We start from the raw sequence: 13,866 nt of genomic DNA, 5'->3' as shown, positions 1-13,866 counted from the left end.
TCGCTAAAGTTTAAGTGTGGTTCAGCAGGCAGCATCAGCCTGTATAAACGGATTAAGCGTTAAATCATCGGCATCGCCTGCACCGCGGCGCGGTCCCAACCAAGTACTCCAACCCAATTGCGCATCGCCGTTCATACTATGCGCGCCGGTCGTTTCGGGTTTTCCTAAGGCCAGCTCTTCCGGTACTTCGGCTTTTTCCAAAATCAATTGTGCGTCCCAGACCATTTCGTCGCCGACATAATTGCGGACGATGGCCACCAACTTGGGCAATAACACCCCGCCCGGCAGCAAGGCCAAATATAGGCTACGGCGCAACGGCCCGATAACGACACGAAACTTATGTTGACAACCCCAAACGCTAGCGCCGATCACAACAGAGCTCCCCAGAGAACAGGTGTCTTTGCTCCAGCCCAAACGAGTTTGCTCACGGGGTTGAATGTCCATCCATTCGCCAACAAATTCGGCGACGCGGACCGGCACTTTAAAAATATCCGAGACAATGGCTTGTAAACCCCCAGGATGTTTGGTCTGCGCGGCAAAATGCCCGGCATAAAACAATTTGCCTCGGTCGGTCAGTGCGTCCCGGTTCTGAAACGGCGCCCCGGAAATACCCAGCATGGCACCCACGTAAAAACCAAAGCGGTCTGTATCCGGCCGGTCGTAATGCACTTCCGGGCGGGCATTGGCCCAGGCCCGGTAAAACAAACTAATCATGCGATGATGAAAAACATCGGCAAAACGAGCAAAGGTCGGATCGTGATGGTGGCGCTGCCGTTCTCGGGCATACTCGGTCAAATGCAGCGGCAGCGGGCCGTTGGGACCGAACAAACCCATAAAATTGACGGCCAATCTCGGTTTACCCAAACCCGTCCCGCCCGGCGAATAGTAATCGACAGCGGTAGCGGGAAATTCCAGTTCCGGCTCCTGGGAAAAACGCACGGCATCGTCAGCCGCTTTTACACTAGTACCGAAACGCGGCTTGTCGCTATTCAGACATTCGATTAAACGCACCGCCTCGAAAAAATCGAAGCGCGACGCATCCTTCGTCAATTCACCGATTAAATCGTGTGGCGACATCCCATCCTCGCAGGCCAACGCGCCACTTCACCGCGGTCGCTGGTACGTATCACCGTCTCGACGAAAGAATTGATCGATACATACCGAGCGAAAAACCGCTCCAATACCGTTGCCAACAGAAAATAGCCTCCGCCTTCAAACGCCGACTCGTCCAGCATGACGGTAATTTCCAAGCCGCGCCCGAACACCATCGGCCCCTTGGCATCGATACGCCTGACCACATTTTTTGAAGCCACGGAAAGCACGCCCTCAACCTGTTTCTTGATGGCCGGTTCGCGCTGGTCGGCATACAGGCCCAACAATTCACGCAATGCCGCCGCACCGCTCTTGGCATCGGTATCCAGCAGCGACAGATAGTTCAGTGACAAATGATTGATCAGGCGCCACACGGTATCCGCCTCATACGCAGCCGGCAGCGGCCGGGTCGGGCCGGCGATACAACGCACCGATTTCACCGGCGCACTAACTTGCAAGGTAAAATCGGTATCACCTTGGCCTACCGGCATCACCAGCGGCAAATCACGATTGGTACATAAGGTATCCAGCCCCAATTGCGCCAACTTGCCGGAATACGGCGCCTGGGCCGCATCGACCAAGGACACAAAAACTTCGCTGCCGATATAACTGGAACGCACTCCCTTGCGACGTTGATTTGAAGACAGCACGCGATTCACTCGCCGTAAGCTGAAAAACGCAGTTTCCCCGGCGTGCTGGTAGGACGCTTTAGAACCGTAAAAAGGCAGAAAGGCCTGTTCGCTCTCCTGATCGGCACCGAAACCGGTGGCTTCATTGACGCTATGCACTTCATAATCCATCGGCCTACTGCGATCCACCACGATGTGATATTCAGACTGACGCTGGTCGATATGGATCCGGTCGGCACGTTTAGGGAACAAATTGATAGCCGGCACGCAGAACAAGGCCAAATTGTTCTGATCCAACACATTAATCAGTTGCGGTTCGCTGCGGTCGAATAGCACGAACAACTCAATCTGTTCACTGTCACAGTTACTTGCTAGCTCTCCCAGTCCACCGAGTTCGACAAACAGGTAACGGTCCGGGAATGCGAAATATTCCTGCAATATTCGATAACCGTCGAACGAGCGCGGCGTCTGTCTGAGTAAAGCCTCGTCCGGTTCGAACCCCAGACCGCGTACCCCGCCAGCCGACAGCGTGCGAATTTCCGTCGAGACCCCGTTATGGAAACTGCCGACGATGCCGCTTACATTTGCCAACAGTTGTTCGTACAAGCGATACGGGATATTGCCGACACCGCGCAGAAACAACGGCAGCCGGTCCAGGGCAATTTCGTTGAACTTTAAACCGCCCACACTATTCAAGACGATACGTAAGGCCGCTTTGACCGGTCCGCGAAAATGTTTGGCCGTCAAGCCGCGACTGGACACGGCAGCCAGACTCGGCAGATATTCAATTTGGCCTATCTGCAACGGTAACAGTTGCAAGTCTTGCGCAGTACGGTACTCGCAGGCCGTTTGTTCGCCTCTGGCGATCTGGCTGCGCAACACCGTATCCTTGGCTATCGTGATCCCGTCTGCCAGAGCCGCTTCGGCAAAATCGGGTTTCATCTCCACCACCGTCATCGATGGCGTAGCCGACAAATAGTGCGGATAGATAATCTGCAATAATTGCTGGGTAAAGTTGGGAAACTCGGAGTCGACTTTCAGTTGCACCCGAGCCGCCATAAAAGCGAAGCCTTCGAATAAGCGCTCTACATACGGGTCGGAACATTCGAAAGTATCCAAGCCCAAGCGATTGGCTATTTTCGGAAACTCTGCGGCAAACTCCGCGCCTACTTCACGGACGTATTGCAACTCGCGGTTATAGTATTTAAGCAGCCGGGGATCCATGGTTAACCGTCCAGTTCCTTGACGCTGATTTCGCCGGTTTCCAGATCCAGGTCGCTGCGAATGTATAAATGTATCGGCAGCGGCTGCGCCCACAAATCGCCTTCGATACGAAACGACAACGCCTTGTGATTCATTTGATCATCGGCTTTTGCCAATTCTACCGACAGCGAGTCCGCCAAGATTCTCGGCTCGAAATCGTTAATTGCCTGCCGGACTTTACGTTCGATCTTTTTAACGTCAATCCCGGTCAGCGATACGCCGGACAAGACCGGTGTCCCGTAATTCAATACGGAACGAGCCACAAACGGATAGTCGGTCAAATTGACCATGCTCTCGAACGCTGCGGTATTCAGCAGCCAGCTTAAATCGCGCAATACGCTCTGCCGCAACTGGCGCAGAGACATGACACGTTGCTCGCGGGTTTCCGCGCGTTTGTCGGGAGCTTCGTCGGTCAACCGATCCAGCAAGGACGGTTGGAGACGTTCCGCGTGCAGTAAATCGGCCATTATTCCAGCCCTACCGGCGCATTGAATTCAATAGTACGGACATCTAACAGCGCGTAATCGTCGACGTCGGTGGCCAATAGGCGCTGCCCCTTGCCATGCATTAAACCGTCTGCGACTTCAGTCCATTCGGTTAAACGGGACAGGCGGATGCGAGCGTCCGAGTCGGCTTCCGAACCCGGATAACGGCAAGGTATCAAGCCGCTGGCTTCGCCACCATTGATCCAGGTAAATTGCGCCGGTATCCATACCAAATCGCGTAAATCGGTGGGTTTTTCCAGCTGTATCTTGCTGATCTGCATAAACGGCACCCAGTAGTAGCGACCATTGACGACGGCCTCCAACACCGGTCCCAAACGGCTATCAGCGTCTGCTAACCATTCAAACGGTGTACCGTCCAACGCTCCAGCGGTAGCCGGCGCCTGCTGTAAGGCCTCAGTTCGTAATGCCACGGCCTGCTGAAAATCGCCGCTGTTTTCCCGTATTAGCGCTTCTAACAGTAAAGCCAACCATGCTGGCGGCTCGCCAAAAATCAAAGGCGTTTTGCGTGCGGCAAACACGTCCTTACGTAATGCTTCACAGAGTAAAACTTGTTCGTAGGTACTAACCATCAACAAGGTGGAGGCATCCAAATCGCGCAACACATTAAGTTGATTTAGCGCCTTATCCCACAGGCCCTGCACGCAATACAGCTGAAACAGCAGGATCCGCGATTTAGGATCGGCCGGATTTTGCCTGATGTACTGCTGGGTTTGCTGCAATGCCGCATCCAGCTCGCCTTCGGCGATAAGACGTGAAACGTCCTGCATACGATTCTCCGATGAGAGCAAAAATAACCCCAGTGGTTTTGGTTCCACCGGGGTCGGGGATTACACGGTTTCGTTTTTCATCAAGTTCCAACCTTTGAATGCGCCGGCGGCTGGTGCTTCGCCTTCGCCGAAAGTGTTGTACTTCATTTTAACTTCGTTGAAGTTGATGGATATGCTCTCGTGAGGGCGGTCACCGCCGCTGGATTGGCTGTAGCCGCTGATGATAGCGTCGGCCAGTTCGATTTCCAGATACACTTGACCCTTGGCATCCGCGCCGCCGGTTTGGATGAAATGGAATGTTGCTGTACCCAAGCTTTTGCCGCAGATGGACTGCATCCACAGGTCGACGGACGCGATGTCCATGCTTTTAGTCAGGGTGACTTCGGAAAACGAAGGATTGCTGGTATCGCGGTCTTTGCCGACGCCGCTGGTCGAAATGGCACGACCCACGCCCATTTGCAAACTGTCTACGGTAATCCAGTCCGTATGGCTGGCTACGGTGCTATCGCCTTTAATTTCGGTCGCGAATTTTAATAAGATCATAGTGCTCTCCTTTCGAAGTTAGTGATAAAAATACAAACGGGCATCCACCCACAGATTTACAGCTCCGGCAAGCCGGGATATAAAACGACTAACCGCCACTGCCGGGAATTTCGTATTGCTGCCCCGGCAACTAGCGTACTTCCTAGCCTTATTCAACGAATAGGTCTTAACCTTTTTGCGACGGTAATTTAGATGTCAGTCGCAAGGAAACCGTCAACCCTTCCAACTGATAGTGCGGTCTAAGGAAAAACTTAGATTGATAATATCCAGGATTACCCTCGACTTCCTCGACCACCACTTCCGCACCGGCCAATGGCCGGCGCGCTTTGTCTTTTTCGGTGGCCACTGCTGGATTGGTCAACACGTATTGGCTGATCCAGGTGTTCAACCACGCCTGCATGTCTTGGCGCTCCTTGAACGATCCGATTTTGTCTCGAACGATGCATTTCAGATAGTGCGCAAACCGGCAGGTAGCAAACAAATACGGCAGGCGCGCAGCCAAGTTGGCGTTGGCGGTGGCATCCGGATCGGTGTATTCAGCCGGTTTTTGCAGCGATTGCGCGCCGATGAATGCGGCGAAATCGGTATTTTTTTTGTGCAACAAGGGCATGAAACCGCTTTTGGCCAATTCCGCTTCACGGCGGTCGGTAATGGCGATCTCGGTCGGGCACTTCATGTCGACGCCGCCTTCGTCGGTCGGAAACGAATGCACCGGTAATCCTTCCACTGCGCCACCGGATTCAATACCGCGAATCTGCGAACACCAGCCGTAATATTTGAACGAGCGATTGATGTTGACTGCCATCGCGTAAGCCGCGTTAGACCACGTATATTTACTGCTATCAGCGCCCGAGGTATCTTCCTCGAAATCAAACTCTTCGACCGGATCGGTTTTCGAGCCATAAGGTAAACGGCTCAGGAAGCGCGGCATAGCCAAACCGAGGTAACGGGAATCTTCGGACTCGCGCAACGAGCGCCAAGCCGCGTATTCCGGCGTTTGAAAAATTTTGGTCAAATCACGCGGATTGGCCAATTCGGACCAACTTTCCATTTGCAGCACCGATGGCGCCACGCCGGAAATGAACGGGGTATGCGCGGAGGCACTGATTTTTGCCATCTCGCCCAACAGTTCCACATCTTGCGGACTGTGATCGAAATGGTAGTCGCCCACCAAGCAACCGAAGGGTTCGCCGCCAAACGTGCCGTATTCCTCTTCGTACAGTTTTTTGAACAGCGGGCTTTGGTCCCAGGCGGTACCTTTGAACTTTTTCAGGGTTTTACCCAACTCGTTTTTGGTGATATTCAACACCCGAATTTTCAACATTTCGTCGGTTTCGGTGTTGTTGACCAAGTAATGCAAGCCGCGCCAGGCTCCTTCCAGTTTTTGAAAATCGGGATGGTGTATGACGAGATTCAATTGTTCGGTGATTTTCTGATCCAGGCTGGCGATAATCGACTGGATCGTTTTAATGGCATCGTCTGATACTTTGGAAACATCCTGCAACGCATATTGCGCCAGCGTTGTTACTGCGGTATTGACCTGATTGGCTGCCTCGGTGCCTGGTTTGAACTCCTTGGACAATAATGCGGAAAAATCGTCCAACTCCAGGGTTTGGGTTGCGCCTTGTCCGCCTTGGGTTTCTAATTCGGCCATGGCTTACTCCCCTTTTCCTTCAGCGGCATCACCGCCTGCTTCCGCCGGTTTCGCTGACGCCGCCAAGGTTTGTAGCAACGCGGGGTCGTTAACTAACTTCGCGATTAATTCCTCCGCGCCGGTTTTACCATCCATATAGGTAATCAAGTTGGACAACTGGGTTCTGGCTTCCAAGACTTTATCCAAGCCCGCCACTTTTTTGGCAACCGCTGCGGGAGAAAAGTCATCCATACTTTCAAAGGTGATATCGACATTCAAATTACCTTCGCCGGTCAAGGTATTGGGAACTTGGAATGCGACCCGTGGTTTCATCGATTTCAATCGATCATTGAAATTATCGACATCGATTTCCAACAATTTGCGATCCGCCACTGGTGCTAAAGGTTCGGCTGGTTTACCCGACAAATCTGACATGACGCCCATCACGAACGGCAACTGCACCTTTTTTTCGGAACCGTAGAGTTCAACATCGTATTCAATCTGTACCCGGGGTGCCCGGTTTCGTTGTATAAACTTCTGACTACTTTCAGCCATTGTATTCTCCGCTTGACATTAAGAAGGACTACCAAAAATCAGTTTCTAACTTGGGTCGGGACCCTTTATCGCACTTATTTGGGAAAGCGCATCCGGCATTAAGTTTTGGACGATTTCCAAGAAATCTGCAGTTGCCAGATGCTTGGCCCGACGCAACAAAATGGGCACGGGGCTAGACGGCTCGTAGTCCGCATAATATTTACAAAGCGCATCCAACGTTCTCACCACATCTTGGCGCGACTCAATGGCGCCGCTCACCGCTTTGGATTTAACGGGCTTTACCTCATCACCCCCCTCAGTGCTGCTGCCATCGTCGCTTGCCTCAGTCTCGGCGTCGCTGGACAACCGCGACCCCGCGTAATGATCGAAATCATCTCTGACTTCCTTCAGTAAAGCTTTTAACGGCGTCAATACCGCGCCTTGACTGGCTCCGACTTTTTCGTTGACGAAAGCATCGATCCGCTCGACGATCTTGATACTGTCGACCAAGGCCTGATAATTATCAGCTAACGCCGCGTCATCCATATCCAGAAAAGCCGCGTTGATAGCACCGTTGTCTGGCTTTGCAAGGCCCTTGGGCACTTCCAGCCGGTCGGTTGCATACTGAATGTCACGCAAACAAAACCTGCCGATGGCTTTCGACTCAACCAGCACCGCCAAACTTAGAGGCCTGATTATCAGGTCGAAGCTGGCAAGCTCTTCCAAAATATTGATTCGCGACGTCGGATCCATACCGTCGTCGGGATCAAGCTGAGGGTGTATGGAATCCCAATAACGAGTCAAAGATTCTTCCAGAAAGCCCAGTCCATCGCGAAAACCTCTCCAACCTTCAACGTTGATCAGTGTCCGGATCAAGTACAAAATGACTTGCAAATCTTTGGAACGTTGCAACAACGCCAAGGCCTCTTTATAGACCTCACGCCAGTTAGGCGGTAGCGCTTTCTCTCCAGAAAACTGATTTTCCGGGGTCCCTAAAATATTGGTGTCCAACGCCACTCTGGCATTGTCATACTCAAGGTTATCGCCACAAGGCTGCTCGGCCGAAACAGGTTCTAGTAATCCGGACAAATCCGCCATTTTTACGCCTCTATGGTCATGCAATTGTTAACATCAACCGATTGAAAAGCTGCAACGAAACCTTGTGCCTGGCGCCCCGTTTCTTACAATCGACCCAATTCTATAGTGCCCCGGACTTGTTACGCCTGTATTAAGCCCAAAACCAATTCGCATTAGTCTAGTCGGTTTTTCATGTCACGCTTTAAACTAAAAAAACCTAAATGTTGCGGAATCTTATACCTATCAAGTTGCATTTGCTCATCAATAGATAAGGCATCGGGATCATTTAACATGCCAACTCATGAACCCTACGTCTACAAAACCGTAAGACATTGATATAACATAATTTAAAATTCAAACGGCGTGCTAAATCACAACATGCACACACCATTGCAGCGCCAAGTCGGCACGATATTTCGTAACGGATACGATATTCGGTACTTGCGCTGCCTGGCTACCGCGAGGGAAAATACCGTTTTCCATTGAAAAAATCCGTCCATTGTTTCGTGGTGCAAAAGCCTCTCGCGTTCTAGCGTCGCCGAATGCTCACATCGGCTGCTTCACATCTTGGGTCTATCTATACTAAGCGCACGTTGACAGCCATTCCCCAAAGACACTACCGACCACAGCCGTCCATCTGAGAATCTACGCGCTTATAAGATTGTTGAAGCGTATTTCTTCCAAAAGATACCGAGACCTAAGAATCCGGACGTAAGGGCAGCATCCTGATTTCGGCTTAACCACTAAATTCGGCGACTAACACGGTAATATTATCTCGACCGCTTCTGCTCAAGGCTTGGTTAATCAAGGCTTCGGCGGCCGACTGGCAACTGCCTGAGCCCATCAATTCCGCAATTTCGGCTTCCGATAATTCTTTATCCAAGCCGTCGCTACAGAGCAGATAACGATCACCGCCGGCAGCCTGAAAGCGCAGCACATCCAACGCCAGCGTCAATTGCCCACCCACCGCGCGGGTAATCACATTCGCTCCCACTTGCTGGGCCGCCACTTCCCGGGTCATAACACCAGAATCCATCAATTCGTCGATCAAGGTATGGTCGCGGGTAATCTGCGTAAACTCGCCTTGGCGTAATTGGTATAAACGGCTATCTCCCGCCCAAATGGCGGCGCACTGGTCACCCTTGGCCAGCAAGGCGACTACCGTGGTTCCGACAATACTGCCTTGCTGAATGCCCGAAGCAAAACGGCATAAATCGTCGTTAATTTTATGTAATTTGCGGGAAACGGCTTCGACCTGATTATCCAGGTTTTCGGTAAATTCCAACGTCGATAAAGAATCCACCACCAAGCGGCTGGCAACATCGCCGGATTGATGCCCCCCCATGCCATCAGCAACCACCCACAGCCCCAGTGACGGGCAATCGAGCAAAGCATCCTCATTGTGCTTACGCTTATTGCCGACCACCGTAACCCCGTAGGAAGCCCACTTTGTCGAGTTCGGAAGCGTTATGTCCTGGCTCGCCGTTGCGCCTACCGCAGAGGCGCTCGGCTCTCTCTCGATTTTTTTCACGCTTTGGTCTTGGCGATAGCTCTGCACCTGCCAAGATCTGCCAGCCTGCGGCATACCCTGCAAAAAACTCGCGTAAGCATCGATAGGCGGCAAGCCTTCGCAAATCAGCAGATTGGGGCGATTCGACTGGCCGCCTTCACTTGCCCAAATGCTGTAACCCGGCATAAAGCGATCCAACAAACGCTGACTCAAGTGCGGAAACACTACATCCGTCTGATCCAGGCCCTCCAAATCGAAACGAAATGCGAGCTTGCCGTTAGATACCCCTAATCCGCCGCTAGAATCAGCTTGAAAATACTGCGGTGTCAGGCTGTCAGCCGAACCGATTTCCATCAGCCCCTTATCAAACTGATCCAGATCGCAGGAGTCATTCAACACTGATAGCGCAGCGTCTTCCAATTGGGCAAACCATGCCGATTCCGGCGAAAACAATGACAACAAAGACTCCGCACTGACGGCTTGCGCCAACGTCAACGGATAATAGCGACCGACCCTATCGACACTGGGCATCATGACACCGGCCCAGGCACTCGCGCCGCACACGCCAGGTCTCAAAGCAAAGCGCCAAAGCGGGCTAACCAAAAACAAGGATAACCAACTCTCTCCTAATGTTTCCTGACTGGAACGCATCGACGCCTGTAACCACTGGTCCCATGGCTCGATAAAGTGCCTGGGCAGCCGCCGACTGACAAAATCGCCAAGGCCCGGCACTTTTCCGAAAAAGCCGACGCTCAACCCATCCATAGCATTCATAGCGACTCCGGACAACGAAAGCTTTGATATTCGCTGATGCCAAATGGATTATTAACACTGGCCGCGCGCAACTCAAATTTTGCGGTATAGCCCTCCAGTTGTACGGTCAAATTGAAGCGGTCCGGCAAGCCAGTGGGTTGGATGTTGAATTCGTCGAACATCCTGAACAATGCCCAGGCCCCTTCCTTAGATTTGCTGACTTGTTTGCCGTCCAAACCTTCGAACACCACTCTGACCCCGGCACTATTATTGGTGCCGGGCCACTGAAACTTAGTGAGTTGCTCAGGGCCATGGCGATAAACCAACTCCTGGCCTTCTACATTTAACCTGAAGGTGCTGACTTTGTCGTCCAAGGCCAAGGGTTTTAACTCGAATTGCACTTGCGGGACCGCGCCGCCGCCGGGAAAAAATGCGTCACGAATTTTCGATGCAATCTGAAACTGGCGAATACTGGCTGCCGATAAGCCTAAAGCCTTATCCGAACTAAGCTCCTGCCACTGCACCGCTGCGGTATCGACAAATGCCTTAAGGTTAACGTTAAAAAACTGATCGACAATCCCGTTAGCGGCAAAAACTTTGCCGAAATCAGCCATCAATACATCCTGCTGAGTATTTTTTGCAAACGGATAACGGCCGGCCAAAGCACTTTTACACGGCATCGTCACCGCTGTTTTCAACATTTCGTTGAGTTGCCCTTTCGCGCCGGTTTTGATTTGTTGCCCGCCCGTGCTGGTCAACGCATTCAGCGAGGCTGCAACCGGACCGGGCAAACGGGCAAATTCCATTTTGGCTGCTTGCAACGGATCGACACCGCCGCCGGCAAATCGCGCCGCTTCGGTAGACAATGCTTGACCGCCACTATTGGGTGCCGAACCAATCTGCATCAGATAATCGTGCAGATTTTTGATACTCGCCATCGTCGCATTGATCGGAGCAGGCCTGTCGGCAGCGCCCCGCACTTGCATATTGTAAGGTTCGAAGTAAGTTTCCAAAGCCTTGACCGGGTCCACACCGCCGTCGCTTTGTTTAGCCATCGCCAGCAGTTTTTGGGTAGCGGCCTCCGGAACCGCCAAGGCCCCGCCGGTGGATTTTGCCAACGCATCGGCCAATTCGGACGAGAGTTTGCTTAACGCGGTATTTTTTTCAACCAACTCCAACAAAAGCTTCAATGGCGAATCGGGGCGCGACAGCAGATCCAGCGTATCTACCAGCTGATTATTGCTGGGCTGCGGGCGGAACTTAACCGCCGTCAGCACGCTATCCCAGGTCTTTTGGTAATCTCCCAAATACAGGCGTTTAAAATCGCTATATAAACGATCAATTTCGACAGGCGTACTTGCGCCGTTTACGCCAAGTACCCAATTTTGTTCGCTGGCTTCCTTGACGTAAACCATGCCTTTTTTCAGAAATAGCTCCGTATAACCGTAACTGCTAAACAAACCAGGTACGACCAACGTATCCAATTCCTTGCCGTTCGCGGTAAACACTCGGCCGCCGTTCGGCGCCAATTGTCCGGCGACCGAAATGTCGTGACTGCGATCAAACAGCGCCTCACTTTTAAAACGGCTATAAAGTTGATTGACCAGAGGAATTTGCGTCAATTTATTACGCACTGCGTCGACAAAACTGTTATCGATAGCAGCCGGATCCAAATTCAAAGCCAACAAATTATCCAGATGTAACTGTAATTTGGCTTGAGTCTCCGGGTCAGTGGCGAATATTTGCTCCCAATCCAATTTCACCCAAGGCTGGGCAACCTTGGCGTCCATCCGTTGCGGCTCGCCGAACATCAGATAAACACGCAATAATTGGTAAAGTACATCCAGATTTTTGCCTTCATCGCTTTGCATACGCTCTTTCAAGCGCAGCGTAATCAAGGCCTGAAAATTTTCACGAAGCAAGCGCTGATAGGCAATATCGATGGCTGAATCGATTTTGTCGCCTTGGTATAAACCAAAACCGCTGCTCCAGCCAGTTTGTGCATACACGTCTTTGGCGGCTTGTAAGGCATTAAGCTTGGGCAACAAGGCCAAAAAACCGGAGCGCGAATCGGTGGGAACAAGATTACTGGCTCGGTAAATTTCTACCTGTTTTTCGACATCGGCAATCGCCGACTTATTCGTGGCAAAACTGACCATCCACACCACGACCGCTATCGCCACAAGCGCAAAGGTGGCGGCAAAGCCGGCGAGGTTCATCAAACGAAAACGCCGCTCGACCTTTGGATCCACGCCAACCAATTCGGCTTCGGGAAACACGACTTGCTTCAGAAGCTTAGTCAGAAAATAGCTTTTACCGCGCCCGCTCATTAACGGTGTTGCTTGCCTTTCCAATCTAAAGCTTGAGGCCAACGCCGCCATCACTCTATCTATCGGCGTACCCTCTTGGGTGCCGCTGCTGAAATAAACGCCGCGTAACAGGAAAGGCTCTTCGTAGCGATTGGTGGCAAATGCGGCATCCAAAAATCCGGTTGCCACCGATTTGAACAGCATCATTTGTTGCGGAAAATCGAAAATAGCCGTACGCCGCTGCACATCGCGCTCTTCCTGGATACGCTTCAAACGGCGTTGTACCAACCTCTCGGTCAATTCGTCATAGGCCTTTTCGAATTGCACCAAGTGAGCGGTCAGATCTTCTTTATCGTTGTCGGCACGAATAAACGTCTCACCCCACACCTGGCTGCGCTCGTCTTCGGTTAAATTGGCGAAAAAATCGCTAAATCCCGCCACGAGGTCCACTTTCGTGAACAGCACGTAGACTGGCAATTGCACACCCAATTGCGCATTAAGTTCCGTAATCCGCCGCCTGATTGCTGCGGCATGTTGGCGTAATTCTTCCTCGGTCTGCTGAATTAAATCACTGACACTCACCGCCACAAATACCCCGTTCAGAGGGCGGCGTGGTCGATATTTTTTTAACAGCTGCAAGAAACCATGCCAGGCGGTAGCATCCACTTCTTGATGGCTATCTTGGGTGGTATAGCGACCGGCAGTATCCAATAACACCGCTTCGTCAGCGAACCACCAATCACAATCTCGCGTGCCGCTGACGCCTTTTACCGAATGCTTGCCCAAGCGTTCGGCCAAGGGAAAATGTAATCCGGAATTGATTAATGCTGTGGTTTTGCCGGAGCCCGGCGCGCCGATAATGGCGTACCAAGGTAATTCGTAAAGATACTGCTTCCGACCGTGTTGTTTAGCACTGGTAGTTTTCAGTAAAGCCAAAGCCTCATCGAAGCCGCGATTCAGCACATCCAGCTCGGCCGCCGAGGCCGATTGCGCATCGTTTGCATCAGCGCCGCCAGCCAAATCGGCCATCAAACGTTGCTCGCGTTTGCGCGATAACAGCCACGCGACCAAGCGGTAAAGCAACCAACATCCGAATATGACGCTTATCGTTATAATCCGGCTTAAATCGGTTTCCAACGGCACACTGCCGGCAATTGCGATTAAAGGCCCGACAAACCAAATCAGTACCGACAAAATCACGATACCGATCAGTTCAAGCACCCACTTTGTTTTAAAAAAACTGATTATCC

At 51.9% G+C, this 13,866-nt stretch carries 10 protein-coding genes; all 10 read right to left on the bottom strand.

Annotated features, from left to right (window positions below; translation table 11 throughout):
• Nucleotides 1–21 precede the first annotated feature (21 nt).
• A complete protein-coding gene (tssG, locus tag ACR02O_RS04405) occupies nucleotides 22–1,077 on the bottom strand; it encodes a type VI secretion system baseplate subunit TssG (protein ID WP_494522871.1) in 1,056 nt (351 codons plus the stop codon).
• Nucleotides 1,059–2,945, bottom strand: a complete 1,887-nt coding sequence (gene tssF, locus ACR02O_RS04400; RefSeq protein WP_445367688.1) for a type VI secretion system baseplate subunit TssF — start codon at nucleotides 2,943–2,945, stop codon at nucleotides 1,059–1,061. The genes tssG and tssF overlap by 19 nt, the downstream gene beginning before the upstream one ends.
• Nucleotides 2,946–2,947: 2 nt before the next feature.
• Entirely contained in the window at nucleotides 2,948–3,451 is a 504-nt protein-coding gene (gene tssE / locus ACR02O_RS04395) for a type VI secretion system baseplate subunit TssE (protein WP_033159218.1), read from the bottom strand.
• Nucleotides 3,451–4,257, bottom strand: a complete 807-nt coding sequence (locus ACR02O_RS04390; protein WP_205451571.1) for a type VI secretion system accessory protein TagJ — start codon at nucleotides 4,255–4,257, stop codon at nucleotides 3,451–3,453. Before ACR02O_RS04390 ends, tssE begins: the two co-directional genes overlap by 1 nt.
• Nucleotides 4,258–4,317: 60 nt before the next feature.
• Nucleotides 4,318–4,800, bottom strand: coding sequence for an Hcp family type VI secretion system effector (locus ACR02O_RS04385; RefSeq protein ID WP_033159220.1), 483 nt, complete (start codon nucleotides 4,798–4,800; stop codon nucleotides 4,318–4,320).
• A gap of 166 nt (nucleotides 4,801–4,966) precedes the next feature.
• The gene (gene tssC / locus ACR02O_RS04380) at nucleotides 4,967–6,454 is read right to left on the bottom strand and encodes a type VI secretion system contractile sheath large subunit (protein ID WP_026603012.1); all 1,488 of its coding nucleotides are present in this window, start codon (nucleotides 6,452–6,454) and stop codon (nucleotides 4,967–4,969) included.
• A gap of 3 nt (nucleotides 6,455–6,457) precedes the next feature.
• Nucleotides 6,458–6,988, bottom strand: a complete 531-nt coding sequence (gene tssB, locus ACR02O_RS04375) for a type VI secretion system contractile sheath small subunit (protein WP_033159221.1) — start codon at nucleotides 6,986–6,988, stop codon at nucleotides 6,458–6,460.
• Between the two features lie 45 nt (nucleotides 6,989–7,033).
• Entirely contained in the window at nucleotides 7,034–8,065 is a 1,032-nt protein-coding gene (gene tssA, locus ACR02O_RS04370; protein ID WP_494522870.1) for a type VI secretion system protein TssA, read from the bottom strand.
• Between the two features lie 715 nt (nucleotides 8,066–8,780).
• Nucleotides 8,781–10,328: a type VI secretion system-associated protein TagF gene (gene tagF / locus ACR02O_RS04365; RefSeq protein WP_494522869.1), complete on the bottom strand. Its 1,548-nt coding sequence runs from the start codon at nucleotides 10,326–10,328 to the stop codon at nucleotides 8,781–8,783.
• Nucleotides 10,325–13,837 (bottom strand): type VI secretion system membrane subunit TssM, encoded by a 3,513-nt coding sequence (gene tssM / locus ACR02O_RS04360; protein ID WP_494522868.1) that lies wholly within the window; start codon nucleotides 13,835–13,837, stop codon nucleotides 10,325–10,327. Before tssM ends, tagF begins: the two co-directional genes overlap by 4 nt.
• Between the last annotated feature and the right edge of the window lie 29 nt (nucleotides 13,838–13,866).

Source organism: Methylomonas sp. PHL2-19, from assembly GCF_059331595.1.
This window is presented reverse-complemented; position numbering and strand designations above follow the sequence as displayed.